Source organism: Pseudorhizobium tarimense (genome assembly GCF_022968135.1).
GTDB classification, from domain to species: domain Bacteria; phylum Pseudomonadota; class Alphaproteobacteria; order Rhizobiales; family Rhizobiaceae; genus Neorhizobium; species Neorhizobium tarimense.
Window position 1 is genome coordinate 123304 of record NZ_JALJRA010000014.1, and the last position, 23088, is coordinate 146391.

At 60.9% G+C, this 23088-nt stretch carries 31 protein-coding genes and 1 tRNA gene; 16 read left to right on the plus strand and 16 right to left on the minus strand.

Annotation, left to right across the window (positions count from 1 at the left end; all coding sequences use genetic code 11):
- Positions 1–266: 266 nt before the first annotated feature.
- A complete protein-coding gene (locus tag MUU54_RS17515; protein WP_247245309.1) occupies positions 267–1352 on the plus strand; it encodes a GNAT family N-acetyltransferase in 1086 nt (361 codons plus the stop codon).
- Positions 1353–1366: 14 nt separating this feature from the next.
- Here the strand turns inward: MUU54_RS17515 and MUU54_RS17520 are convergent, their stop codons facing one another.
- Positions 1367–1639: a hypothetical protein gene (locus tag MUU54_RS17520; RefSeq protein ID WP_247245310.1), complete on the minus strand. Its 273-nt coding sequence runs from the start codon at positions 1637–1639 to the stop codon at positions 1367–1369.
- A 120-nt stretch (positions 1640–1759) separates the two neighbouring features.
- Between MUU54_RS17520 and crcB the strand changes: the two genes are divergently transcribed.
- From crcB to MUU54_RS17545, 5 genes are read left to right on the plus strand one after another with little or no spacing between them, the layout of a single operon-like run.
- Positions 1760–2137 (plus strand): fluoride efflux transporter CrcB, encoded by a 378-nt coding sequence (crcB, locus tag MUU54_RS17525; protein WP_247245311.1) that lies wholly within the window; start codon positions 1760–1762, stop codon positions 2135–2137.
- 35 nt (positions 2138–2172) lie between these two features.
- Positions 2173–3162, plus strand: a complete 990-nt coding sequence (locus tag MUU54_RS17530; RefSeq protein ID WP_247245312.1) for an RluA family pseudouridine synthase — start codon at positions 2173–2175, stop codon at positions 3160–3162.
- On the plus strand, positions 3159–3812 hold the full coding sequence (locus MUU54_RS17535; protein WP_247245313.1) for an HAD-IA family hydrolase: 654 nt from the start codon (positions 3159–3161) through the stop codon (positions 3810–3812). Before MUU54_RS17530 ends, MUU54_RS17535 begins: the two co-directional genes overlap by 4 nt.
- 8 nt (positions 3813–3820) lie before the next feature.
- Complete coding sequence (locus MUU54_RS17540) at positions 3821–4606, plus strand: ATP12 family chaperone protein (protein ID WP_247245314.1); 786 nt, start codon at positions 3821–3823, stop codon at positions 4604–4606.
- A 54-nt stretch (positions 4607–4660) separates the two neighbouring features.
- Complete coding sequence (locus MUU54_RS17545; RefSeq protein WP_247245315.1) at positions 4661–5155, plus strand: hypothetical protein; 495 nt, start codon at positions 4661–4663, stop codon at positions 5153–5155.
- Here the strand turns inward: MUU54_RS17545 and MUU54_RS17550 are convergent.
- The 8 genes from MUU54_RS17550 to lipB all read right to left on the minus strand — a co-directional run bounded on the left by MUU54_RS17550 (position 5152) and on the right by lipB (position 10723).
- On the minus strand, positions 5152–5469 hold the full coding sequence (locus MUU54_RS17550; RefSeq protein WP_247245316.1) for a DMT family transporter: 318 nt from the start codon (positions 5467–5469) through the stop codon (positions 5152–5154). The genes MUU54_RS17545 and MUU54_RS17550 overlap by 4 nt on opposite strands.
- A 323-nt stretch (positions 5470–5792) precedes the next feature.
- The gene (locus tag MUU54_RS17555) at positions 5793–6014 is read right to left on the minus strand and encodes a hypothetical protein (protein ID WP_247245317.1); all 222 of its coding nucleotides are present in this window, start codon (positions 6012–6014) and stop codon (positions 5793–5795) included.
- Positions 6015–6170: 156 nt separating this feature from the next.
- Positions 6171–7004 (minus strand): S-formylglutathione hydrolase, encoded by an 834-nt coding sequence (gene fghA / locus MUU54_RS17560; RefSeq protein WP_247245318.1) that lies wholly within the window; start codon positions 7002–7004, stop codon positions 6171–6173.
- Positions 7001–7465 carry a YaiI/YqxD family protein gene (locus tag MUU54_RS17565; RefSeq protein WP_247245319.1) on the minus strand — a complete coding sequence of 155 codons (465 nt, stop codon included), beginning with the start codon at positions 7463–7465 and terminating at the stop codon, positions 7001–7003. The genes fghA and MUU54_RS17565 overlap by 4 nt, the downstream gene beginning before the upstream one ends.
- A complete protein-coding gene (locus MUU54_RS17570) occupies positions 7462–7923 on the minus strand; it encodes a GNAT family N-acetyltransferase (protein WP_247245320.1) in 462 nt (153 codons plus the stop codon). The genes MUU54_RS17565 and MUU54_RS17570 overlap by 4 nt, the downstream gene beginning before the upstream one ends.
- The gene (locus MUU54_RS17575; protein ID WP_247245321.1) at positions 7920–9047 is read right to left on the minus strand and encodes an S-(hydroxymethyl)glutathione dehydrogenase/class III alcohol dehydrogenase; all 1128 of its coding nucleotides are present in this window, start codon (positions 9045–9047) and stop codon (positions 7920–7922) included. Before MUU54_RS17575 ends, MUU54_RS17570 begins: the two co-directional genes overlap by 4 nt.
- 105 nt (positions 9048–9152) lie before the next feature.
- Positions 9153–9860: a hypothetical protein gene (locus MUU54_RS17580; RefSeq protein WP_247245322.1), complete on the minus strand. Its 708-nt coding sequence runs from the start codon at positions 9858–9860 to the stop codon at positions 9153–9155.
- A 140-nt stretch (positions 9861–10000) separates the two neighbouring features.
- Entirely contained in the window at positions 10001–10723 is a 723-nt protein-coding gene (gene lipB / locus MUU54_RS17585; RefSeq protein ID WP_247245323.1) for a lipoyl(octanoyl) transferase LipB, read from the minus strand.
- A 189-nt stretch (positions 10724–10912) separates the two neighbouring features.
- Here lipB and MUU54_RS17590 point away from each other — a divergent pair.
- Positions 10913–10997, plus strand: a tRNA-Leu gene (locus tag MUU54_RS17590).
- A 57-nt stretch (positions 10998–11054) separates the two neighbouring features.
- Here MUU54_RS17590 and MUU54_RS17595 read toward each other — a convergent pair.
- From MUU54_RS17595 to MUU54_RS17605, 3 genes are all read right to left on the minus strand, one after another.
- Complete coding sequence (locus MUU54_RS17595) at positions 11055–11396, minus strand: tyrosine-type recombinase/integrase (protein WP_247245341.1); 342 nt, start codon at positions 11394–11396, stop codon at positions 11055–11057.
- Between the two features lie 19 nt (positions 11397–11415).
- A complete protein-coding gene (locus MUU54_RS17600) occupies positions 11416–12018 on the minus strand; it encodes a site-specific integrase (protein WP_247245324.1) in 603 nt (200 codons plus the stop codon).
- 95 nt (positions 12019–12113) lie between these two features.
- Complete coding sequence (locus MUU54_RS17605) at positions 12114–12323, minus strand: hypothetical protein (RefSeq protein ID WP_247245325.1); 210 nt, start codon at positions 12321–12323, stop codon at positions 12114–12116.
- Between the two features lie 923 nt (positions 12324–13246).
- On the opposite strand from MUU54_RS17605, the gene MUU54_RS17610 reads away from it, so the two are divergent.
- From MUU54_RS17610 to MUU54_RS17630, 7 genes are all read left to right on the plus strand, one after another.
- The gene (locus MUU54_RS17610; protein ID WP_247245326.1) at positions 13247–13555 is read left to right on the plus strand and encodes a hypothetical protein; all 309 of its coding nucleotides are present in this window, start codon (positions 13247–13249) and stop codon (positions 13553–13555) included.
- Positions 13556–13732: 177 nt separating this feature from the next.
- Positions 13733–13942, plus strand: coding sequence for a DUF982 domain-containing protein (locus MUU54_RS25025; protein WP_376742189.1), 210 nt, complete (start codon positions 13733–13735; stop codon positions 13940–13942).
- 506 nt (positions 13943–14448) lie between these two features.
- Complete coding sequence (locus MUU54_RS25030) at positions 14449–14844, plus strand: hypothetical protein (protein ID WP_376742176.1); 396 nt, start codon at positions 14449–14451, stop codon at positions 14842–14844.
- A gap of 23 nt (positions 14845–14867) precedes the next feature.
- Positions 14868–15452 (plus strand): peptidoglycan-binding protein, encoded by a 585-nt coding sequence (locus MUU54_RS25035; protein WP_376742178.1) that lies wholly within the window; start codon positions 14868–14870, stop codon positions 15450–15452.
- A gap of 167 nt (positions 15453–15619) precedes the next feature.
- Entirely contained in the window at positions 15620–15799 is a 180-nt protein-coding gene (locus MUU54_RS17620; protein ID WP_247245327.1) for a hypothetical protein, read from the plus strand.
- Between the two features lie 23 nt (positions 15800–15822).
- On the plus strand, positions 15823–16278 hold the full coding sequence (locus tag MUU54_RS17625) for a hypothetical protein (protein WP_247245328.1): 456 nt from the start codon (positions 15823–15825) through the stop codon (positions 16276–16278).
- Positions 16262–16591 (plus strand): hypothetical protein, encoded by a 330-nt coding sequence (locus tag MUU54_RS17630; RefSeq protein ID WP_247245329.1) that lies wholly within the window; start codon positions 16262–16264, stop codon positions 16589–16591. The genes MUU54_RS17625 and MUU54_RS17630 overlap by 17 nt, the downstream gene beginning before the upstream one ends.
- Positions 16592–16622: 31 nt before the next feature.
- Here MUU54_RS17630 and MUU54_RS17635 read toward each other — a convergent pair whose 3' ends face one another.
- On the minus strand, positions 16623–17063 hold the full coding sequence (locus MUU54_RS17635; protein WP_247245330.1) for an acyl-CoA thioesterase: 441 nt from the start codon (positions 17061–17063) through the stop codon (positions 16623–16625).
- 203 nt (positions 17064–17266) lie between these two features.
- Positions 17267–18025: an SOS response-associated peptidase gene (locus MUU54_RS17640; protein WP_247245342.1), complete on the minus strand. Its 759-nt coding sequence runs from the start codon at positions 18023–18025 to the stop codon at positions 17267–17269.
- 59 nt (positions 18026–18084) lie between these two features.
- Here MUU54_RS17640 and ligD point away from each other — a divergent pair, with 59 nt between their 5' ends.
- Positions 18085–19131 (plus strand): non-homologous end-joining DNA ligase, encoded by a 1047-nt coding sequence (gene ligD / locus MUU54_RS17645; protein ID WP_247245331.1) that lies wholly within the window; start codon positions 18085–18087, stop codon positions 19129–19131.
- 466 nt (positions 19132–19597) lie between these two features.
- Here the strand turns inward: ligD and MUU54_RS17650 are convergent, their stop codons facing one another.
- Positions 19598–20143, minus strand: coding sequence for a hypothetical protein (locus tag MUU54_RS17650; RefSeq protein ID WP_247245332.1), 546 nt, complete (start codon positions 20141–20143; stop codon positions 19598–19600).
- A gap of 334 nt (positions 20144–20477) precedes the next feature.
- Positions 20478–21667, minus strand: a protein-coding gene (locus MUU54_RS17655; RefSeq protein WP_247245333.1) for an IS3 family transposase whose coding sequence is annotated in 2 segments (ribosomal slippage) — positions 20478–21418 and positions 21418–21667 — 1191 coding nt in all. Because the reading frame shifts where the segments join, the coding sequence is not laid out codon by codon here.
- Between the two features lie 15 nt (positions 21668–21682).
- Between MUU54_RS17655 and MUU54_RS17660 the strand changes: the two genes are divergently transcribed.
- Positions 21683–22243, plus strand: a complete 561-nt coding sequence (locus MUU54_RS17660) for a GNAT family N-acetyltransferase (protein WP_247245334.1) — start codon at positions 21683–21685, stop codon at positions 22241–22243.
- The last annotated feature ends 845 nt before the right edge of the window (positions 22244–23088 follow it).

The following is a 23088-nucleotide window of genomic DNA, read 5'->3' on the forward strand; positions in this document are numbered from 1 at the left end:
CGCCCGCCGCAATCGCAGCGGGCGGTCTTCTCGGAGCCCGATTGGAGCGCATCACCCCTCGGAGTGCCGCCGCATCCGGCACGAGTTCTGGCGAGCGATCGTAAGGTCTTGTTTAAGGCCACGCGCTAACGTGGCCGCCATCCGGTTCTGCTGACGATGGTGAGGCTCCCATTCGCACCGAAGACAAAGACGTTGAACTTTCCGTACGGCGGCTGAGCAGCCTTGGCGAGATCGACGCCGTCGCATCGGCATGGAAGGCGTTGGAAATGCGGTGCGGCGACCGACTGACCTATTTCCAGAGTTTCGATTGGTGCCGCAGCTGGGTGGCGGCCTTCGCCGGCGAGGCTGCACCGGCGCGATTCCGCATCGAGACGGTCTGGTGCGAGGGAAGCATGGTGGCGGTCTGGCCACTGATGGTCCAGACGGTCAGCGGCATCCGCGTGCTGCAGAACCTCGGCGCACCCCATTCGCAATACTGCAATCTCCTCTGCGACGATGCTCTTCTGGCGGACAAGATCGCCCGAACATTGCTGAGCCGCATTGAGGCCGACCCGGACTGCGATGTTGCGGTCTTTCATCCGGTGCCGCAGCGGTCGAAGCTTGCGAAGCTGCTGGCCAGCCAGCCGACGATCAGCGGCTATCAGGGCAAGAGCGCGCTTCTTGACCTGGCGGCTTTCACCGATGCGGAAGACTACCGCTCCCAGGGTGGCAAGCTGAAGAAGCGCAACCGCAATCGGCGACGCAACCATCTTGCGAGGCTGGGCGAGTTGAGCTTCGAGGTGGTGTGGCCGAACGATGCCCGCTTCGTCTCCCTCGTGCGGCAGTGCGCGGGGATGAAGCGGCAATGGCTGAACGAGACGGGCCGCACAAGCAGCGGCTTCTCGTTCTGCGGCTTCGAGTATTTTCTGACGACGCTTGCCGGGGATCCGGACACCTTTAGCGGCGCCTGCCTTTCCGTCCTGAAGGCTGGTGATGCGGTGGTGGCGACGGAACTCGGCTTCCTCCAGGACGGCCACTATTACTCCTATATCGGCAGCTTCGACTGGAGCATCAGGCATCTGTCCCCCGGCAAGGTGCAGATGGAAATGACCGTCTGCTGGTTGATCGAGAATGGTGCCAGCACCTACGATCTCCTTGGCGGCGAAGGCGACTATAAGCAGTCGTGGAGCGACCGGACGATGGCGCTCGATGGTTATAGGCTTTGCTTCTCCTGGAAAGGGCGTTTCTACGCAGACGCTTGGCTGCCTGTCATCCGGCCGTTCGCCAAGCGGCTCTACCAGGCCGCGCCCGAGGGTCTTCGCCGGCTCGTTCCCGGCGTGCAGAGTTTCGGGTTGGTTATCCTGGGTGTATGAAGGATCGTCTGCGCCTAATCGGCGATGTCACGATAGGCGGCTTGGACCTGCGCCAATGTTGCCCGCTGATGCGGCTGCTGTTCGGGCGATAAGAGATCCAGGTTCACGGCGGCGGCAGGAATGAGCTGATCGACCGTCGCATCACCGGTCTCGGCACGAAGGGCGCCGCGGTCTGCGGTGAGGCGGATGTCTTCAGCCTGCGCCTTGGCAGACAGCCGCCGCGCAGGCTTCAAAGCCTCCGCTGCATAGGCCGCCGTATTGGCGGAAACTGAAAGAACCAAGGTCATGCGACTTTATCCACTGCTCCAGCCTAGAAGCTACTGGGGCCGGGCTTGGTTCCCTGTTAAGGATTTTGCCGGCATTTTAATCGTTGGTCATTTTTCTGTCTTTCTTCGGATCACTTGCTGATGCTGCCTATCTTTCTCGTCGCCGCAGGCGGCGCCACCGGCTCTGTGCTGCGCTACCTGGTCGGGCTTTGGAGCCTACGTTCGCTGGGGCCCACGTTCCCCTGGGGAACCATGATCGTCAACGTGGTTGGGTCGTTCGCCATCGGGCTGCTGGCGGAGCTGGTCGCGCGCAGGCTGAATGCTTCGGCTGAGATGCGGCTGCTGCTGGTCACCGGCTTCCTCGGCGGGTTCACGACCTTTTCCGCCTTCTCGCTCGATGCGCTGACCCTCTTCGAGCGGGGCGCGGCGGGGACGGCCGTGGCTTATGTCCTCGGCAGCGTGGTGATCTCGTTGATGGCGGTGGTGGGCGGGCTGGCGCTCGGTCGGTCGATGTTCTAAAGACCGGTCAAACTGAAAAAGAACGAAAGAACATCATGGCAGGCATCGAGCACATCCGCGTCGAGGCGGACGAAGCGGGCATGCGCCTGGATCGCTGGTTCAAGGTCCATTACCCGGGCCTCGGCTTCGGCGCGCTGCAGAAACTGCTGCGCTCCGGCCAGGTGCGCGTCGATGGCGGACGGGTGAAGTCGGACGCACGCGTGCAGCCCGGGCAAACGGTGCGGGTGCCGCCGCTTGACGTTGACGCCAAGAAGGGCGGCCCGATCGCCGGCAAGGACCTCAAGCATTCGAGCGACTACGAGCTTTTGCAGCGCATGGTGCTGCACGAGGACGACAAGGTGATCGTGCTGAACAAGCCGGCGGGGCTTGCGGTGCAGGGTGGCTCCGGGGTGACGCGCCATATCGACCAGATGCTCGATGCCTGGGTGAGCCCGAAGGGCGAGAAGCCGCGGCTGGTGCACCGTCTCGACCGCGACACCACCGGCGTGCTGGTCATTGCCCGCACCCGCGGCGCTGCACAGAAGCTGACGGCGGCGTTTCGCGAGCGCGACACCAAGAAGACCTACTGGTCGCTGGTGAAGGGCGTGCCGCGCAAGCACGAGGACAAGATCTCCACCTGGCTCGTGAAGGAGCAGACGCCGGACGGCGACCGGATGCGCATCGCCAAGCATGGCGAGGAGGGTGCCGATCATGCGGTTTCCTTCTACCGCGTCCTCGAGACGGCAGCGCAGGCCATGGCCTGGCTCGAGATGGAGCCCTATACCGGGCGCACGCACCAGCTGCGCGTCCACGCGCTCCATATCGGTCATCCGATCATCGGTGATCCCAAGTATTTCGACGACGACGTCAACTGGCCGTTCCCGGGCGGCATCCAGAAGCGGCTGCACCTGCACGCACGCCATATCGACATTCCGCATCCGTCCGGCGGGCGCCTGAAGGTGACCGCGCCGCTGCCACCGCACATGGTTCAGAGCTGGAATCTGCTCGGCTTCGACCTGGAGAACGGTCGAAGGGACGACGAATGAAGCTCGTTCTCTTCGATTGCGACGGGACGCTGGTCGACAGCGCCGGGCTGATCCACGAGACCATGCGCCGGACCTTCCTGCATTTCGACAAGCCGGAGCCGACGGTGGAAGACACCAAGGCGATCATCGGCCTGACGCTCGATATTGCCATTGCGCGCATGCTGGGGCGCGCGCATGCCGGCGACGAAGAGGTCGCGATGATGGCCTATTACAAGTCGCTGTTTTCGGTCGTGCGCCAGGATCTCGATTTCCGCGAGCCGCTGTTTCCCGGCATCCGAGAACTGATCGACGACATAGGGCCGCGCGAGGACCTGTCGATCGGGGCGGTGACGGGCAAGTCCCGGCGGGGCCTGAACATGATCCTGGAGACACACGACTTTGGGAAGTACTTCATTGTTTCGCGAACGGCCGACGATTGCCCCTCTAAGCCGCACCCGGCCATGGTGACGGAATGCTGCGACGAGATGGGCATGGTCCCCGGCGTCACACTGGTGATCGGTGATGCCATATACGACATGCAGATGGCAAAGGCGGCAGGTGCAAAAGCGATCGGCGTTTCCTGGGGCTATGCCTCGGTGGATGAACTTTGGAACGCCGGGGCGGATGCCGTTGTTGACCACCCGAAAGAGCTGCTTGCCCATATCGGTTGAGGTTTGAGATGAGTGACCTGTTCGACGCGCCTGAAGGCATGAGCCATCCCGACCCGACGCGGCGGGCGCAGATCCAGATGAAGCGGCCGCTGCCGAAGCGATTCTACGAAGACGTCTCGATAGCGGACGGCGAGGGAGGCGGATATGTCATCGCGCTCGACGGGCGCCCGGTGCGTACGCCGGCGAAGAACCCGCTGAGCGCGCCAACTGCCGCGCTTGCCGAGCTGATGCGCGCCGAATGGGCCGCCCAAGGAGAGTTCATCAATCCTGCGACCATGCCGGTGACGAAGCTGGTCAACACCGCAATCGATGGTGTTGCTGCCGATCCCCAGGCCGTGTTCGAGGACATCCTGCGCTTCTCCTCCAGCGATCTCCTCTGCTACCGTGCCGATGCTCCGGACGCGCTGGTGGTGCGCCAGTCGGAGCGATGGGACCCGCTGATCGACTGGGCGGCCAACGATCTCGGCGCCCGCTTCATCCTGATTGAAGGCATCATGCCGCGGGACCAGCCGCGCGAGGCGATCAGCGCCTTTGCCGTGACGCTGCGCAAATACGCCACGCCGATCGAGCTTGCCTGTCTCCATACGGTGACGTCGCTGACGTGGTCGGCCATCCTCGCGCTTGCCTTCGCCGAAGGCAGGATTTCCGCCGACGAAGCGTGGTCGCTTGCCCATCTCGACGAGGACTGGACGGAGGAGCACTGGGGGGTGGATGCGGAAGCACAGCTGCGCCGTACCCGCCGTCACGAGGAACTCGCAGCCTCTGCCGCGGCCTTCCACAGCCTTCGCTCTTAAGCCTTTCCTTACCGTCGCTGCGCATGATCCAGGAAACTCGTTCCGGATCACCCAATGCTTCGCCGCCTGCTTCTGCTTTGCGCCCTTTTGGCTGTCTTGCCGCTGCTGGTGTCGTTTCGTCTCCAGCCGGCGACGGCAGGCCACGAGGCGCTTCTTTATGACGTGCGCGCTGCCTTCGTTGCGGCGCGCAGCGACGTACCGGCGGTGCTGGTGACGGAAACCGACCGGCTGGTGAACGAGGCGATCCTGTCCACCATCCGCCAGCGCGTCCTGCCGCGCACGATCCTGACGATCCGCATCGACCGTCTGGTCTCGCGCCCGACAATCCTGGGCGGCAAGCGCGCGGCGACGGTCTCGGTCGAGGCTGTGGCCGTCGGCAACGGCGAGGTGATCGCCGAAGGGAGCTTCGACCTGTCGGTCTTCTCGCTGCGCCGAGACGCTGTCGACTTGCTGCTCGCGGAACGGATTGCGGCGCGGATCGCCTCCGAGTTTCGGCTGGCTGGCGAGCCGCGTTCGACGCTCGCGATCGCGCTATTTCCAGGCCGCTAGCCTGCGGTGATCTTGAGCCCGACGATCCCACTGACGATCATTGCGATGCAGGCGAGCCGTAAAGCCGAGGCCGGCTCTGCAAAGAGGATGATGCCGAGGATGACGGTGCCGACCGTGCCGATGCCGGTCCAGACCGCGTAGGCGGTGCCGACGGGCAGCGTTCGGACGGCGAGACCGAGAAGCACGACGGAAATAAGCATCGAGATGAGCGTGAGAATGGTTGGGAGAGGGCTGGTGAAACCTTCGGTATATTTGAGCCCGATCGCCCAGCCGATTTCGAACAGCCCCGCAAGGGTGAGAAGGGTCCAGGCCATTGCCTTACTCCGTGTGAAGGGAGCGAGGCCGTCCCCGCGATCGTGACCGGACAACGTCCGGCGGCAGCCGTCTACCACGACCGATATAGGCGTCGCAAGCGACAGTGGCAACGTTACTGGCAGGGCCAAACCAATCTCGACACGTGTTTATGCAGGATTGAATGGATCAGCGTCTGGTAAGGCAGGCCCTGCTCAAGAGCCATGGCCTTTAGCCGAGAGAGGTCCCGCTCCGGGATCGAGATCCTCTGGCGCTTTCCCTCCACCGTCTGTTGGGCCGCCGACTTCCAGAATTCCCGGCGCTCCTCCAGCGAGCCCACCGGTACTTAATCGTCGGCTTCTGCAGCACGAACATGCTCTGCGTCGACCATCTCTTCGATAGCCCTGTTACCGCTCATCTCTTTACTCCGGCCTTGGTTGCCCTTCGGCTGGGAAAGGATGTCTTCAGGAAGGCTACGTCGTCCGCCCTCTACACAGGGCACGACAAAGGCGTAGCCCTCGATCTCTACCACCAGCTGGCGTTGATGCGGATACCGTTCAAGGTTCACATGGCGCCGCTCATCCAGCGAGCTTACGCTCGCTCAGTGCAAAGACGATGCACTCGAAGCCGAAGCCAAACTTCTGCTTCAGGACAGCATTTTGTCTTCAGCCCAACGGACTCCCCTCCATATTCAATATATATCAGCCGGCAGGCCGTGCTAGCGTCAGCCGAGCCTCTCCGCATGCCACGTCAGGTGGTCGTCCATGAAGGTGGAGATGAAGTAGTAGGAGTGGTCGTAGCGCTCGTGCATCCGAAGTGTGAGCCCGATACCGGTGCCCTCGATCGCCTGCTCGAAGAGCCAGGGCCGCAGGCCGTCGTCGAGGAAGCTGTCGGCCTTGCCCTGGTCGATCAGGAATTCGGGGAAGCGCGCGCCGTCTTCGATAAGGGCGCAGGCGTCGTATTGGCGCCAGGTCGCGCGGTCCGGCCCCAGATACTTCTCCAGCGCAGGCGCCGACCACTCGGCGGTCGACGGCTGCACGATGGGTGCAAAGGCCGAGCAGCTCTTGAAGCGCTCGGGGTTCTTTAGCGCAATCGTCATCGCGCCATGGCCGCCCATGGAATGGCCGAAGATGCCCTGGCGGTCCATGTCCATGCGGAAGTGCTGGCGAACGAAGTCGGGCAGCTCTTCTGTGATGTAGGTATACATCTGGTAGTGATCGGCCCAGGGCTTTTCCGTCGCATCGAGATAGAAGCCGGCGCCCTTGCCCATCTGCCAGTTGGTGAGTTCGTCCGGAACGTCGTTGCCGCGGGGGCTGGTGTCCGGGCAGACGATGATCAGGCCAAGCTCGGAGGCCATCCGGCGATATTCACCCTTTTCCATGACATTGGCATGGGTGCAGGTGAGGCCGGAAAGATACCAGACCACAGGGCAGGGTTCGATGATCGCCTTCGGCGGCACATAGACCGCAAAGGTCATCTCGGACTGACATGCCTGCGACTCGTGAGAAAAGACGCCCTGCATGCCCCCGAAGGCGGTGTTCTGCGACAGGACTTTCATGATGTACCTCCGGATGCGGTCATTGTCTTTGCGCGCCGGCAAAGCCGGTCGAGGGTCTCGAGGAATTGCGACCGGTCGCGCGGCGAGAAGGCAGCGTTATAGCCCTTGCTTTCGCCTGTCTCGCGCAGATGCTGTCCCAGATCGCGCATGGCTGTCGCCATGCCGATATTCTCTTGGTCGAAGACGCGTCCTGTCGGACCCGTGACGAGGGCGCCATTGGCGACGCAGCGTCCGGCGAGCGGCACGTCGGCCGTGACGACGATGTCGCCGGCGCCCGCCCTTTCGGCAATCCAGTCGTCGGCGGCATCGAAGGCGCCCGATACGATGACATTCGTCACCATCGGGTCGCGCGAGGGCCGGAGGCCGGAATTGGCGACCAGCGTCACCTCCAGCCCGTGCCGCTCCGCAACCTTGAGGATTTCCGGCTTGACCGGGCAGGCATCGGCATCGACGTAGATCATCGGACAGGCCTTTCCATGTCCACGTGCCGAATGCCGTCCTCGACGTATTCCGCAGAGGTGACCACAAAGCCGAGGCCTTCGTAGAAACGCTGGAGATGGCTCTGCGCCGAGATCGCGATCGGTTGGCCGCGGAATCGGGCCTCGCATTCGGCAATCGCCTCGCGCATCAAGGCCTCGCCCAAACGCTTGCCGCGATGGGCGGGAGAGACCGCAACACGACCGATCCGTGGCAGAGCGCCATCCGGCTGCTGCCACAGCCGCGCGCAGGCGAGAAGATCCGCGTTGTCGAGCAGCCGCAGATGCAGGGCCTCACCGTCCTTGCCATCGAGCTCCGGATAGGCGCAGGCCTGCTCCACGACAAAGACATCGACGCGGAGCTTGAGCATCTCGTAGACGTCGAGGGGAGAGAACGCCGCGAGCTCCCGCACGTCCACCTGGTATGCCGTTCCCCTGCTCAATAGACAACGACCGAGCGGATCGAATCGCCCGAATGCATGAGCTCAAATCCCTTGTTGATGTCTTCAAGCGGCATGGTGTGGGTGATCATCGGGTCGATCTCGATCTTGCCCTCCATGTACCAGTCGACGATCTTCGGCACGTCGGTGCGCCCACGCGCGCCGCCGAAGGCGGTGCCCATCCAGCTGCGGCCGGTGACGAGCTGGAAGGGACGCGTCGAGATCTCTTGGCCGGCGCCGGCGACGCCGATGACGACCGACTTGCCCCAGCCGCGATGGGAGGACTCCAGGGCCTGGCGCATGACCTTTGTGTTGCCGGTGCAATCGAAGGTGTAGTCGGCGCCGCCGATCTGGTCAGCCCCCCGCTTGGTCATATTGACGAGGTAAGGGACAATATCGTCACCGGCATCGCGCGGGTTGACGAAATGGGTCATGCCGAAGCGTGCGCCCCATTCCTTCTTGTCCTCGTTCAAGTCGACGCCGATGATCATGTCGGCGCCGGCGAGCCTGAGGCCCTGGATGACGTTGAGGCCGATGCCGCCGAGACCGAAGACGATCGCGGTCGACCCCATCTCCACCTTCGCCGTATTGATGACGGCGCCGATGCCGGTCGTCACGCCGCAGCCGATGTAGCAGATCTTGTCGAAGGGCGCGTCCGGGTTGACCTTAGCGACCGCGATCTCCGGCAGCACCGTGTAATTGGCGAAGGTCGAGCAGCCCATGTAGTGGTGCAGCTTCTCGCCGTTGATGGAGAAGCGCGAGGTGCCGTCCGGCATGACGCCCTGGCCCTGGGTTGAGCGGATCGCCGTGCAGAGATTGGTCTTGCGCGACAGGCAGGACGGGCACTCGCGGCATTCCGGCGTATAGAGCGGGATGACGTGATCGCCCTTCTTCACCGAGGTGACGCCCGGGCCGACGTCGACCACGACGCCCGCACCTTCATGGCCGAGAATGGCCGGGAACAGGCCTTCCGGATCGGCACCCGACAGGGTGAAGTCGTCGGTATGGCAGATGCCAGTCGCCTTCACCTCCACCAGAACCTCGCCGGCCCGAGGGCCTTCCAGCTGAACGGTCAAGACTTCAAGTGGCTTACCAGCTTGAACGGCGACGGCGGCGCGAACATCCATGGATCTGTCTCCTTGCATCTGATTCCGCGCACATTCGCACGGCAGACAAGGCGGCTCAAGGCGGCAATGGAGGGATGTTCACGACCACAAAAACCGGCTTGGTTCTCACGCCGCCTCGTCGTTCGCTGCCATGTGCGGGGTGACCAGCGCAAGCCAGGCCTCCGTCCGGATGGTCGGCTTCTCCGCCGCGAGCCGCGCCAGGGCGATCATCTCCACCCAGCCCGGATGGTGCTCCTCCGGGCTGCCGAGGCGATCGATGGCGTTCAGGACGAGCCGCTCCCCCCGTGACAGGCGAAAGGCGCCGCGGTCAAGGGCGCTGCGCAAGACCCGCCACACGAAGGCGAGATCGTCCTGTGTCACCGCCGTTCCGCCACCGCGGCCTTGCGCACGAGGTCCGCGCGGCTCGGGCAGGAGCGCGAGGCGCACCTGGTTCAGCACTGTCGCGGACAGGAAGTCGGGAACCTGCCGTGCCGTCTCCAGCACATGCAGCAGGATCGAAAGCCCCGTCTGCGTGCGCACTGTCGCATCATCGGACAGCCGCTCCAGCAGCCAGCCCGCGGTTTCACCGGTCACCACGCCGTCTGCCGATTCGTCGCCAACCACAAATGCGGTCACGGATTCGACGAGAAGTTCAGTCCATTCGGGGCATTTGAGGGGGCAGACGTCGTCGAGGGCAATTGCCATGGCGGCTTGCGAGCGGCTGGTGATGCCCTCAGGCCACATGTGGCGACGCATGAGACCGACATCGTCTGGCGTAATTTCTCCTTTCCCGGCGACCACACATGCCGGGAACGAAAAGCGAAGATCGCTCATCCTTCATCTCCGTTTCATCATGAAACTGCAAACCGACGTTAAGGGTCCAGCCGTTGATGGAGTGCGAAGAGACGGGCTTAACAGGAGCTGACGAAAAGCCTTCAAATCGTGAGGATGTGTCGATCCGGAACAGGCAGGCGTCAGGCGAGGTCGGTTCGCGTGGGGCCGAAGGTCTCCTCAAAGGCCTCGCGCAGGCGTATATCCACGTCTGCCATCATCACGGGAAGGCCGAGATCGACCAGGCTGGTGACGCCATAGGCGCTAATCCCACAGGGAACGATTCCGGTGAAGTGCGACAGATCCGGCTCTACGTTAAGCGATAGGCCGTGAAAGCTCACCCAGCGGCGCAGCCGGATGCCGAGGGCGGCGATCTTGTCCTCCGTCACAGAGCCGTCGGCAAGCGGGGGCTTGTCCGGACGGCGCACCCAGACGCCGACCCGATCTTCGCGCCGCTCGCCGCGCACGTTCATCGATTCGAGCGTGCGGATAATCGTCTCCTCCAGAGCAGCCACATAGGCGCGCACGTCCTGCCGGCGGCGCTTGAGGTCGAGCATGACATAGGCGACCCGCTGACCAGGACCATGATAGGTGTATTCGCCGCCGCGGCCGGTGGAGAAGACCGGAAAACGGTCCGGTTCGATCAGGTCGACGGCATCGGCGCTGGTGCCAGCGGTGTAGAGCGGCGGGTGCTCCAGCAGCCAGACGAGCTCATCCGCACGGCCGGCGGCAATCGCCGCAACCTCTGTCTCCATCACCGCCACCGCCTCTTCATAGGGGACAAGTTCGTCGGAGATGCGCCAGCGCACCGGCGGCGAGCCGGGCAGGGGGTGCATTGCGTGATCGAGATCGATGCGTGCAAGCATGGGAAATCCTTGATGTCCGCTTCTCGGCCGCCTGTCTCCGGCAGACAGGCGGCGGGTGGGAAGTGCCCTTATACATAGGCTTTTCCGCGCCGGTTTTTAATCCCTCAAAATTCTGTCACGGCGCCCTTGTGCGGCTCAGATCCTTTTGCTACATGCTGCCCCGCCGGCGCAAGTCGGCTCTACCACGATGCGGTCGTGGCGGAATTGGTAGACGCGCAGCGTTGAGGTCGCTGTGGGGCAACCCGTGGAAGTTCGAGTCTTCTCGACCGCACCATTGGCATAAGCTGGGGCCTTGTTTTGCAGGGCATCCAGCGCCAAACGGTCCAACGTTTCAGAACGCATTGGACCAACTCACTTTCGCCATAGCTCCTCTAGCCAAGTTCCAACGCTCGACGCGCCTGGTGTAAACCTCGCTCGTCTTGGCCTCCGAGTGACCGAGAATCGCCATGATCTCGTACTGGCTGCAACCTAGCTCAGCCAGAACCTCCGCAAGACCTTTGCGGACACCGTGAGCCGATAGATGCGATAGGCCTGCATCAACGCACCAGCGCTTGAGCATTGCCGACATGGCATCCCCGCTGGCATACGGTTTACCGCCTCTCCCCAAAACATAAGTCTCGACCTGCACCACTGGCGCCCTCGTAGCAGCCCGTAGCGGCTCAAGGAGCGGGATGCAGACCTCCGACGAGCCTTTACCGAAGCGCCTCCACCTCGTCTATGACGCATTCGAAGCGACGGCCAAGAACAGTCAAGTCTTCGATTCGGCAACCGGTCCACAGAAGGACCGACATAGCGACGTGAGGCTTCGTGCCGGGCTTGTGCTTGGCGAAGAAGGCCTTGACGTCTGCGGCCTTCCACGGCGCTGCGCCATCCCCCTTCTTGTAGATCGACTTAATGCCTCGAGCTGGGTTCTCCTTCACCCGCTTTCGCTCAATCGCCCAATCGTAAAGCACGGCGACTGCCTCGATGAAGGCGTCTGCCTGGGCTGGCGTCGATCCCATCTTGTCCTGCATCTCAATCAGCTTCTCCTGAGGGATTTGCATCCGCTTGTCAGGATCGTGCAGCAAGCGGTTCAGGAGATTACGTTTCTTCTTGAGCGTCTTCGCGCTGGTGGTGCCGGCCTTCACGCGCTCCTCGAGGTATTCGAAGTAGGAGTTGACCAGCCAGCCGATCGACTGCGGCAGCGATTCCTCGGAGAGCTTCTTGAGCGGGTCTGGCTTCACGCCACGACGGGCGAGGGAATACTGGCGGCTGAAATCCTCGTCACCGGGAACCGCGAAAATCTGTATGCGCATGCTGTGCTGGCCTTTAGGGCGCACGCGATAGATCACCGTGCCTGACGGCAGCGCTTGCCGTATCAGGCCAGGATATTCCACTTTCATGTCGGGCCTCACCAATCTTTGAGGCCTCCATCGTTGGCGGGCTTCTGCTCGGCATCAACCGGCCGGCAGTGGATCTCAATCTGTGCACCGGTTACGCACACCTTATCCACAGGCAGGCCTGCGTCCTGAATTGCCTTCAGGGCAATCCGCAAAGCGTGGTCGCTGGCGCGGACGCGCTTCGGGTGTGAAGACGTGTTTGCCAGGGCGGGCGCTGTCATTCCGTCCCTCCGTCATCAGACCCCACCGCCCTTGATCGGGGAGCGGGGGTATCAGCATAGTAACCTTCGCCGGCTACGCTCGTTTCCGGCGTGATGGCCATAGATCTGATGCTCCTCCGGAACCTTCCTGCAAGTGGCGGGTTTAGGTGATGTCGCAATCCGCGACATGGAGTAAGCACATGTCTATCACTCCGCATCCTGGTCGTGACAACGACCAGAAAAACCCCGCTCAGAACGACGACAGGCGCGGCCCCCGCGAGGGAATGGACGAAAAGACCGCTAAGCCTGGTGATAACACTAAGCCGGGTTCTGAAATCCACTAGCTGAAGTTCCGGCTGGGTATGGCCCCAGCCGGTCCTAGACGGATTCATCCACAGCACGCCCGCTGGAACGTCCACCTTTAGTTCCTCAACGCTCTGGCTGTCGTCTTCTAGAACGATACTTCTGCTGTTTAGAGTGTCTGGCCTGACTAACTCAACGAAATGAGCGCGTGGGAGATTAGGAGACACAAGATCCCCTAGGAGAAAACAATGCCTATCCCATGGAAAGACCGCCTCATCGACTTGCTGAGCGTGCCTTACTCGCTTTTCTGGTTCAGACGTGAGAAGACCGTGCCGACTGATCCGCAGGTATCGGATAAACCCTATCAAAGGCCGCTTAAGGGTGAGAGCCATCCGGGCGACGAGGCAGCGGTCCGAGCTTCCACGGAGACGTCCGAAGGGGCTAAAGTAAAGCACTGACCGCGGTCCTGTTTCGTTAAAGTCCCAGCTGTCGAGGTTAAAGAGTGTTCTCTCGCCTTTGCGAGCAATTGGTGATTTGCTTTGTTGGCGCGTAGGGCGCAATGTGTATCGGTCGGTGGCTATTGAAGCGGGCGCCATCGCGTAAGGGCTAAATGCCTTCGCCCCAACGAAAGGAGGACGATCATGTCTTCCAACATTGTCCACGAATATCTCGAAGTAGCCGACATTGATATGCTGGAGCGCGTGCTCGAGCATGCAGGCTACTATGGCCCTACCTCGCATGTGGGTGCCAGCGAGACAGAGGAAGCGGCAACGTTTCTCATGAGGTTGTTCCGAAGCGGGACCGACTCTGAAAGTGACCTCATCGCCGCCATCGACGCACGCGGGAAAGGTCCTGAGGAAGGAGGCGATACTCCCGCCCAGGTGCGGATGGGAGCCGTCGATCGATGGGTCGATGAAGGCGGGCAGGGAAGTGCTGGGGGTTGGAATTAGCTTCCTCATTTTGGCAACCCCTCCGTGGGTGGCGACCGAATAAAACGGTTCGCGTGCAGCTGGAACGTGATAGGTTGCGGGAATGCGGGGGCATGCACTCTTACCCTCTAGAAGGGAAACAGCTTGAACTCGGTCATACCTGTGGGCTTCAGCCTCGAATGGGAATATGCGGTGTTCGTGCAAGATGGTCTCAAGGACAAGCCGATAAAGGGCCCGCGGGACGCGCTGAGATACCTTAGAGACGATATCCCATATCAAACCGGACGGCCTTACCGATCTGCCGTGGCTGATTGCAACAGGGCGCTTCGCTTTCGGTGCGATGCAGATGACGCGCGCAACTCGTTCGTGGCAGCTTATGCCGATTATAGAGTGAAAATCGGACATTAACGCCCCTCCACATGTGATGAGGGTGTGGGGGTATCCACCTGACCAGGAACCCACACTTCTGTCAGTAGATCGGCGCGAGCATCAGTGATCTTCTCCTTGGCGAAAGGAGATTTATCATGCTCAAGGCTACCCACTTCGCCGTGCAGATCAGCAGCAAGATGCTTCCCAGTTCCAGCGGTCGCACCCGTTGATCGAGCAGGTCGGCGCTGCGCTGGGGCTGACAGTCACGCAGATCGACGCAATGTGGGACGAGGCGCTGACGCTCTAGCGCCTACTGCACCTCTTATCTCTGACCAGTAGCACCGACTTCAACACCCGCGACACGTGCCCATCGCCATTGCAGATAATGCAGGGCATGCCGGCAGCACCGCAGCCGCAGGCTTTCGGTCCGTTCCACGGCTTGTTCGGGTGGGCCTCGCAGACCCAGCCTGTGTTGTCGCAGGTCTCGCACTCCATCGGCTGAGCATAGCAGAAGACTGATCAACCAAAAAACTGGAGAACCATTCATGGATCTGCCCATCACGGCGGAGCAAATCCGCATGGCTGCAAAAGGCAAGGGGAGCGATCGCAATATGCGCTCTGTCCTGACCTCTCTAGAGCAATATGCGGCGGACGTTGGCCTAGACCGCCTCCATCGCCTCGTCCACTACCTAGCGCAGCTGATGCACGAGAGCGGTTCGTTCAAGTGGGACCAGGAGATCTGGGGTCCGACACCTGCGCAGCAGCGCTACGACACCCGCACCGACCTCGGCAACACTGCTGCCAAAGACGGCGATGGCTACCTCTATCGCGGTCGCGGGCCGATCCAGCTGACGGGGAAGGACAACTACCGACAGTTCCGCGACTGGTGCCGTAGCCAAGGCTACGACTCCCCGATTTCGTTGCTGTGCCGGATGCGGTGAACACGGACCCATGGGAAGGCCTGGTGCCTATCTGGTATTGGACAAGCCGCGACCTCAACAAGTGGGCCGACCAGAACGACATCGAGACAATCACGAAGAAGATCAACGGCGGCAAGAACGGCCTTGCTGATCGCTTGGACTATTACGGCCGTCTGGCGCTCGTCGTCTGCGGTTATGGGGTGTCGGAGGCGGAGGTTCGCCGCTTCCAGGCCGAGCATGGTCTGGACGTCGACGGCGACGTGGGGCCGAAGACGCGATCGGCGTTGCACAAGCGCCTGGTGGAGCTTGGCGGCACGGCTTCCGAGTCCGTCCGATCTTCTCCTGTGGTGGAGGAGACGGTCGTGGAGAGGGAAGTCCCAGTTCCAGTCGACCGGCCCGTGGTGACAGAGAAGGTCGAGAAGGAAGTTCGGCAGAAGACCAACTGGCTGTCCTCCGCCTTCGCCACCGTTTTCGGGACTGGCGGGCTTCTGTCCTACCTCGCCGGCATGGATCCGGATGCTCTGATCCTGGTGGCGGGTATCGGCGTGGTCGTGATTGCCGCGGTCCTGTTCGGCGGGGAGTGGATCGTGCGGCGCGTGAAGTCGATCCGCAAGGAACTGGAGGCTTAGATGTTCAAGCTCTTCGACATCCTCAAGATCGGCGTTGGTGCCCTTGTTAGGCGCCTCGCTCATCATGCCGCTGGCCTACCATTGGGGAAAGCGGGCCGAACGCAATGAGGCTGCGGTTGCCGCGCTTGAGCGCACCATGACCGTCCTGAAGGAAAGGGAAGACATCAATGTTGAAGTTTCTGCTTCTGATGCCGCTGATCTGTGTGGGTCTATGGGGCTGCCCGAGCAAGACCGTCTCGAATGTGTGCGCCGGGTGGTCGAAGCTGACGCCGAGCCTCGAGACGTCGGTGACGATCCTGAAGACCGATCGGCCCTTCGCTGATCAGGTGGCCGCACACAATCGGTAGGGAGTGGGGCAGGGGTGTTGGCAATGAGTAATCCCGGCTATGTCGGGCCCGGCGTGTGGATCCGCATAAGGCACCGCTTCGGTCCCCGGATGATGGAGTGGTTCTATGCCGCGCACATGATCCTCGTCGGCTATGTGCTGCTGCTCCCGATGCAGACGTTCAATCAGCCGGCATTTCTGGCCTTCCGTGATCTGGTCCCCTCGGAAGATGTGATGGGCTGGTTCATGCTCATGATCGGGCTTTTCCGGATCGTGGGACTGGTCGTGAACGGCGCCCGAAAGAACGTCACGCCTCAAATCCGGCAGATTTCGGCAGGGATCGGATGTCTTATCTGGTCAGGTATTTCATATGGCTTCGCATCCTCTGATGTCGTGAGCACGTGGCTCGCCGTTTATCCGCTCTTTGCGTTTGGTGAGCTCGTCAACATCCACCGTGCGGCACACGACCAGGGGGAAATCAGGAATGGAACAACTGGCTAATCTCCCGCCGCCTGCGCTGATCACCTTCGGAGCCGTCCTGGCTGTGATCTTCGCCGTTCGGTATCTCGGCATCCTCTCAGGGCAGAAATCCGCTCCGGCGGCCACGTCGAGCGCCGCACAGGTGGCAGCGGTCATTGTTGACCCTACGGCGCTCAATCGCGCCACAGACGCTCTCCAGGCTCATACGGAGGCGACGAAGCGGCTGACGGATGCCGTCATCGAAACAGGCCGGCACATGAACACGCTTGGCATCGAGGCCGATCGGATCCGGGAGGAGCTGCGCATCCAGCGGGAAATCAGGCGAGATCGCTAGCCTGAGCTAATTATCTGACCTGTGGCCATGGTCAGCCTTCCTCTAGTGCCGCTCTTCCTAGGTAAGACTGTGACGGCAAGAAGCGACGAACAATATCGCTTGGCAAACGGACGGGTCGACGCGTTTCTGCATCAATGCTGCACCAGGAACTACGGATCTCAGCGGCTAATTCTTCGCCTCGTTTGATCAGGGTCGTAAACGATGCCCTAGGTCCACGCATGCCGGTGGCAGTGGCTAGGGAGCGAATCTCGTCATGCATGAAAACGGGTAGGCGGTAAGTGATATCATGCTTCAGCGCCACCCAGAGATATCGGGAGAGAGCTTCGGCCGGGGCGATACTTTTCCAGTAGGCCACTATCGTTTCCTGCACCCACCGCAGATACACAGCATTGTTTACGTGACCCATTTCGTCGATGTCGTCGGGAACGATCTCAGGGCGATATTCAAATGTTATCGAATGTGCGTCCTTCATTCTATTTACACTAGGCGCCTGCAAAGTGACTTCAATACGGGTCCGCATGCTTTGCATTATCGCATTCGAGCAGACGGCGCGGGGCATTCCAGCGGCGCCGCAGTCGCAGGCTCTGTTGCCGTCCCAATGGCGGCGCGGATGCCGTTCACACACCCAGCCGGTGCTTTCACCGTTGTCACAAACGATTAACTGCAAACCGAAGGTTACAACAACGATCCCTGAACAGCAGGTGTAGCTTGCTGTTCCACCTGCTGTCGCGGGAGGAGGATTAGCTTGTCATCTGGAAGCGGCCGTTGCAGCGCCTTGGCCTCGCTCCACGGCGCCGTCAGCCATGCCTCGATCTCGTCCTCGTTCCGCAGGATTACCGGCATGGCTTTGGGATGAATGGGAGCAACCACGCTGTTCGGCTCTGTCGTCAAAAAGGCAAACAGGTCGCAGGTGACTAAGCCCTCCTTGACCTTCCGCACGCACTGCCAGTCTCGTACCCACAGGCCTGCGAAGAACATCAGCGGCTCGCTCTCATCACGGGCGAACCAGGCGTTCGGGGTGCGGCCGCCTTCCACCTTGCGGGCCGGATCAGGTTCAGCGAAGCGAGTGAACGGGACAACGCAACGGTTCTCGACGCCGGTCCAGCGTGTCCAGTGCTTGCTCGAGGTGTTCCGGATGTTGGTGGTGCCGCCGTCGGGCTCCATCTTCAGCAGCTCCTGGAAGTCTACTTCCTTCCCCTTTGCCCGCAGCTTGTCCGCCCGCTTCGTCGCAGCCTGAAAGATCGCCTGCTGCGAACTTGGCATGCCCCAGCGAACCCGTGCCAGTTCACGTTGACCATCGATGTTGCGCACGATCGGCGCCATCTGGTCAGGATAGATGTCCAGAGAGGGTTCAAGGTTGCCGAGCCGGTCGAACGCCTTGGTGATGGCGCGCAAGGCCTCTTGATTGGTCGTCACGTTGTAGAGATTGCACATCATCCACCTCCTGAGATCGCGCATACGCTATCTTAAGCAGACGATGGTGCAATGGCTTCATGGTCAAACGCCCTCGTAAACCCACCGCACCTCTGCTGACTGATGACGCCGTGCCCCTGAAGAGCGGCCGCGTGCGCAAGCGCGATCCGGAGCAGCCGGAGCTGCCGTTCGATCCAATGCCGGAGCGGATAGAACCATGCCTGGCAAAACTGGTGGCGAAGCCGCCGCGAGGGGACGAGTGGTCCTACGAGTTGAAGTGGGACGGCTATCGACTTGCCGTCCACATCGAGACTAACAGGGTGCGGATCATCACCCGGGGCGGCCACGACTGGACGCATCGCTTCCCGGGCATCGAAGCGGCGGCGCGACGGTTCATGCCGAACACCATGATCCTCGATGGCGAGGCGGTGGTGTTGAACGAGCAGGGCGTTCCGGATTTCGGGCGGCTGCAGAACTCGCTCGGCGGCCGGGGAGGGAAGTTGCCTGCCGGCAATGCGATCCTGTTCGCGTTCGATCTGCTCTACCTCGGCGGGCACGATCTGACGAAGATGGAATACTCGGCCCGGCGACACCTGCTCGAGGATGTGCTGGCCGACAGTCCGGGCAGCATTCGGGTGTCAGAGGAGTTCGACGAAGATCCTGACGAGATGCTGCGGCATGCGTGCGCACATGACCTGGAAGGCATCATTGCCAAACACCGAGACCGCCCCTACCGCTCCGGACGGACGGGTGATTGGCTGAAGATCAAGTGCGTGCAGAGCGACACCTTCGCCATCGTCGGATATGAGCCTTCGACAGCGCTGCCCGGGGCGATCGCGAGCCTGCTGCTGGCCGCACGCTACCGCGACGGCTGGAAGTATGTCGGCAGTGTCGGGACCGGCTTCAAGCATGACGAGGCCCGCCGGCTGAAGAAGCAGCTCGACAAGATCAAAACAAGCGTGCCGGTCGTGAGCGTCCCAGGGAAGAGCCTGGTTATGACTGGGCCATCATTCGCGGCCGAGATCGAATATCGCGCCTGGACGCATACAGGGACGTTGCGGCACCCGTCGTTCAAGGGGCTGCGTGAGGCTGAAGACTGGGCGGAGATCTATCGGCTGCCGGATTGAGTAACGTCGCTGCAGCAGAGGAGCTTTTTCGCTCACCCGCTCCAACCCCCAGCCATTATCCTGGCGTTCTTCTCGCCACACAAGGTACAGCGGAAGCGGGGCGATAGCTCCTTCAGGCTTGCCATGCTCGGGAGCCTGTCGAGCGCCGCCCGGCTAATCTCCTTCATTGCGCCGCAGCTCTGGCACTCCACCACGAAGGTTCGCCCGTGCGGGATCTGATAGAGCGCGTATGTCTCTAGTAGGCTTGCGGGGAGGAAATGGCGCTCTGGCATTTACGGGTCTCGTGTTGAGACCGCCGCATCGGTCGAGGGGTGTTGCCCGCCGCCACTCGGGTGCATTCGAAATCGCTCAGATTATGGAGGCCGTCAAGAGAACAAGCCGAACGCCGCTGTTGATATCTGAGGCGCTCGGTAACCGGCTGTAGGCAATTCAGAGGGTTGGCGCTAAGGGGATGTTAAAGCCGAACTCATTGGCCTTTGCTGCCGTCAGCCGATCTGCGGTTTGGCCAATCCTTTTGCTCATATCGAGGCCAGTCTTTTCCCCAAGCTGATAAGTCGTATTCACTGTGGGGCACAGTCGTGAAGATGAAAGCATGCTCTCCAGCCTCATCAGCCCACCGAGAGATGGTGGTGGCGTCGATAGGATGCATAATGCGTTTGCCCTTCTTGTGAATGGCTGCGACAAAGCCAGCCTCAGAGTGCGCGACGACATTGTGGACCAGGCGGTTTCTGTCTTCAGTGCTTTCTTTGACCTTGGGTATTGCCTCAAGAAGCCTTTCTCTCCACGACCCCTCTACGACTACATCCGGTAGCGCGAGAAGCCGCGACAGTATGTCGAGGTTGTTGCGCATACTGTTGTCGCAGAGCATTGCCAAACCGATATCATCCGTGATGGGCAAAATGCGAGTTATGGCGGCCTCGATCGCACGCTCCAGAAGAGCGCTCGCTTGGACAAAGCATCCTATGGCTGCAGCAAGTTCTGGGCTCATATCCGCGGCGGAATGAACGCGCATATTAGTCACCTCAATGGGTATTGGATCTTCGATGCTTTAATGTCGTGGGACACTGTTCCCATAAGCATTAATTGTCTCGAAGGGCTGATGGAAGTCCCACATTGTTTGATGCCGCTGAACCTTAAGCCTTTCCAGAATTCCTCCGGGACCCCAACTTCATTCAACTCCTACCGGGGAGGCAGAACTGGAAGTGACAGCTCGTCGGCAGTCGGGCCCGCAGCAGACAAGCCTCCCACTTGAACAGGTCTCAGTCCTGGCTATAATTCGAGATGAAGTATGCGCTGAGGCAGGTCGGCATGAAGTGGTTGGAAGAGCATGACCTTGCCCCCAAGTTTTATCCAGTTTTGAGTTCGCTCCAGCGGTTTTGGGTTGCTGTATTTGGGGCGGTAGCAGCGGGTTGCGGTGCGGAGCCATTCCGGCTGCGCAGCACCGCATCACGTCGCGGGTTCATGGTCTGAGCGAACTCGGCAGGTGTCATCCAGCCGAGTCCAGAGTGAGGTCGGTGATCGTTGTAATCGCTGCGCCAGTTTGAAAGCGCTGATCGAGTATGGGTCAGTGACGAGAAGAGCGTTTCATTCAGGAACTCGTCTCGCAGTCGCCCATTGAAGCTTTCGATGAAGGCGTTCTGGATCGGTTTGCCCGGTGCGATGTAGTGCCATTCCACCTTGGTCCGATCCGTCCATTGCAGGATCGCGTTGCTGGTAAACTCACTGCCATTGTCGCTGACGATCATCTTCGGCTTGCCTCGTCCCTCGATGATCCGGTCCAACTCACGGGCAACCCGCAGGCCGGAAAGGGACGTATCGGCGACGAGCGCCAGGCACTCCCTGGTGCAATCGTCTACGACAGTCAGCACCCGGAACCTGCGCCCATCGGTGAACTGATCCGACACGAAGTCCAACGACCAGCGATCATTGGCTGCCATCGGGATCAGCATCGGCGCTCGTGTGCCTATCGCTCGCTTGCGGCCGCCGCGCTTGCGCACGGTCAGCTTCTCTTCCCGATAGAGCCGGAAGAGCCTCTTGTGGTTTACAAGATGTCCCTCACGTCTGAGCAGCACATGAAGACGTCGATAGCCAAAGCGGCGGCGTTCATGGGCCAGCGCCTTCATCCGATCGCGAAGGTCATGGTCGTCACTGCGTCTGGTTTCGTAACGGATCGTCATCCGGCAATAGCCGATGGCTTTACACGCCCGCCGTTCGCTCATCCGATGTTGGTCCACCAGATACGCGACAGCTCGCCGCTTTGCTGCGGGCGTCACCACTTCTTTCCCAAAAGGTCTCTCAAAGCAGCGTTGTCGAGCATGGCATCCGCCAGAAGCCGCTTCAGCTTCGTGTTCTCGTCCTCCAGCGTCTTCAGCCGTTTGGCTTCCGACACTTCCATGCCGCCGAACTTCGCCTTCCATTTGTAGATGCTGGCATCGCTGACGCCGTGTTTGCGGCAAAGCTCCGAGACCGGCGTACCCGCCTCATGCTCCTTCAGAATGCCGATGATCTGTTCTTCTGTGAAACGGTTGCGCTTCATTCTCTGGTCCTCTCGATGGGCCAGAGCTTACTTCAAAATGGATTATTTCAACGGGGCAAGGTCAAGCAGGCCGCATCAGTCTCGGGAATCTGGACGACACCACGTCTTCATCTTCGCCCACCAAACCCTTCGGATCTTGACTTCTTAGTCCGTTTGTTTTCGCTACCGGAGCTTGTTGCCCACCGGCCCAATCCTCGTCCCGATACACCGGAAGAGAGCGCCGCTCGCCTCGACAGAGATATTCGGCATTGGAATGATTGTGGCTATGGCCGCTGGGCGGTGCTTGTCGACGAAAACCTGATCGGCTTCGGCGGCGTAACCGTTTCAAAAAAGTTCGATGGCCTGAACCTCTCGTATCATCTACATCCAGATTATTGGGGCTCCGGCTTCGCTACCGAACTGGTCAGGGAGGCGGTGCGGTTTGCGTTCGAAGACCTGGGAGCAAATCGCTTGGTCGGATTGGTCCGAACATCGAACCCAGCTTCCAGAAAGATTCTGGAGCGGAGCGGCTTCCTCTTTGAACAGGAGGTGATGCTGCACGGGGCGCCTACTAACCTCTATGCCTTGGTGAGATGACCGCTACTGGCGCTGAGCGGCAGACGCCTCTCGGCCCAAGGCGGACTTCTGAGAAACACTGATGCTGTGGTGGGGCGTAGCGGAGGGTGGCTAGCAAGGACCATTTCGTTCAAATCGTTTTCGATACGTCAAGGACTTCTCCACGCGAGCGATGTCCTTCCTCGACGCCTCCCCGTCAACAAGTGTCAGCATTACAGACGGCCCGTCGCCCTCCGAGCAAGGTCGGCTAAGAGCTTGGAGAACTGGCCCGTTGATGAACAGGTATCGACCGAGGTCCACACAGTTTGGTTGCCCTGTATCGAGGCGATTTCCCTCAGCATCACAACGCTCAAGGTATGGGAAGTTCCGCGCTGCGGCTGACAGCCGACTAACTGCGGCAGTCGTGCTAAACGTCTCCCATAGGAGATACAACAACAGAGCAACGCATCCTAAAAGGACAGCCATCCTATAGACGCCACGGGCAACACTCGAGTTGTCATGGTGATCCTGCATTTGTCTCCCTGGCGTTTGGCCTGTGCATTTCAAAGCCTTGACGCCTGGCGGGGCCGAAGCAGACCTTACTTGTAATCAGGAATGGCAACGCTCGTGTCGTCAGGCGTCTCCATCCATGCTCGATAGGTTTCATAGTTAATGGCACCGGTCGCGATGCCCTTAATCAAGCGACGGCACACCTCGTCAGCAGCCTTCTTTACGGGCATTCCGCTAACGAGTTTGAACTCTTTCCGAAGCCGATGATCCATTGCCGATGACCTGCCACTGAACTTTCACCCAGCGGCAGTTAGAGTCTCGACCGTTTCTGTTACGCCGTTTGGCGCGGGTTGAGCAACCGGCGGAGACGCGAAGCC

Bases quoted from the DNA above. Each gene is read 5' to 3' on its own strand.
- MUU54_RS17515 (WP_247245309.1), top strand. From the start codon at position 267: ATGCGGTGCGGCGACCGACTGACCTATTTCCAGAGTTTCGATTGGTGC.
- MUU54_RS17520 (WP_247245310.1), bottom strand. From the start codon at position 1,639: ATGACCTTGGTTCTTTCAGTTTCCGCCAATACGGCGGCCTATGCAGCG.
- crcB (WP_247245311.1), top strand. From the start codon at position 1,760: ATGCTGCCTATCTTTCTCGTCGCCGCAGGCGGCGCCACCGGCTCTGTG.
- MUU54_RS17530 (WP_247245312.1), top strand. From the start codon at position 2,173: ATGGCAGGCATCGAGCACATCCGCGTCGAGGCGGACGAAGCGGGCATG.
- MUU54_RS17535 (WP_247245313.1), top strand. From the start codon at position 3,159: ATGAAGCTCGTTCTCTTCGATTGCGACGGGACGCTGGTCGACAGCGCC.
- MUU54_RS17540 (WP_247245314.1), top strand. From the start codon at position 3,821: ATGAGTGACCTGTTCGACGCGCCTGAAGGCATGAGCCATCCCGACCCG.
- MUU54_RS17545 (WP_247245315.1), top strand. From the start codon at position 4,661: ATGCTTCGCCGCCTGCTTCTGCTTTGCGCCCTTTTGGCTGTCTTGCCG.
- MUU54_RS17550 (WP_247245316.1), bottom strand. From the start codon at position 5,469: ATGGCCTGGACCCTTCTCACCCTTGCGGGGCTGTTCGAAATCGGCTGG.
- fghA (WP_247245318.1), bottom strand. From the start codon at position 7,004: ATGAAAGTCCTGTCGCAGAACACCGCCTTCGGGGGCATGCAGGGCGTC.
- MUU54_RS17565 (WP_247245319.1), bottom strand. From the start codon at position 7,465: ATGATCTACGTCGATGCCGATGCCTGCCCGGTCAAGCCGGAAATCCTC.
- MUU54_RS17575 (WP_247245321.1), bottom strand. From the start codon at position 9,047: ATGGATGTTCGCGCCGCCGTCGCCGTTCAAGCTGGTAAGCCACTTGAA.
- MUU54_RS17580 (WP_247245322.1), bottom strand. From the start codon at position 9,860: ATGAGCGATCTTCGCTTTTCGTTCCCGGCATGTGTGGTCGCCGGGAAA.
- lipB (WP_247245323.1), bottom strand. From the start codon at position 10,723: ATGCTTGCACGCATCGATCTCGATCACGCAATGCACCCCCTGCCCGGC.
- MUU54_RS17600 (WP_247245324.1), bottom strand. From the start codon at position 12,018: ATGCGCATACAGATTTTCGCGGTTCCCGGTGACGAGGATTTCAGCCGC.
- MUU54_RS17605 (WP_247245325.1), bottom strand. From the start codon at position 12,323: ATGACAGCGCCCGCCCTGGCAAACACGTCTTCACACCCGAAGCGCGTC.
- MUU54_RS17610 (WP_247245326.1), top strand. From the start codon at position 13,247: ATGTCTTCCAACATTGTCCACGAATATCTCGAAGTAGCCGACATTGAT.
- MUU54_RS25030 (WP_376742176.1), top strand. From the start codon at position 14,449: ATGGATCTGCCCATCACGGCGGAGCAAATCCGCATGGCTGCAAAAGGC.
- MUU54_RS17620 (WP_247245327.1), top strand. From the start codon at position 15,620: ATGTTGAAGTTTCTGCTTCTGATGCCGCTGATCTGTGTGGGTCTATGG.
- MUU54_RS17625 (WP_247245328.1), top strand. From the start codon at position 15,823: ATGAGTAATCCCGGCTATGTCGGGCCCGGCGTGTGGATCCGCATAAGG.
- MUU54_RS17630 (WP_247245329.1), top strand. From the start codon at position 16,262: ATGGAACAACTGGCTAATCTCCCGCCGCCTGCGCTGATCACCTTCGGA.
- MUU54_RS17635 (WP_247245330.1), bottom strand. From the start codon at position 17,063: ATGAAGGACGCACATTCGATAACATTTGAATATCGCCCTGAGATCGTT.
- MUU54_RS17640 (WP_247245342.1), bottom strand. From the start codon at position 18,025: ATGTGCAATCTCTACAACGTGACGACCAATCAAGAGGCCTTGCGCGCC.
- ligD (WP_247245331.1), top strand. From the start codon at position 18,085: ATGGTCAAACGCCCTCGTAAACCCACCGCACCTCTGCTGACTGATGAC.
- MUU54_RS17650 (WP_247245332.1), bottom strand. From the start codon at position 20,143: ATGCGCGTTCATTCCGCCGCGGATATGAGCCCAGAACTTGCTGCAGCC.
- MUU54_RS17660 (WP_247245334.1), top strand. From the start codon at position 21,683: ATGGGCCAGAGCTTACTTCAAAATGGATTATTTCAACGGGGCAAGGTC.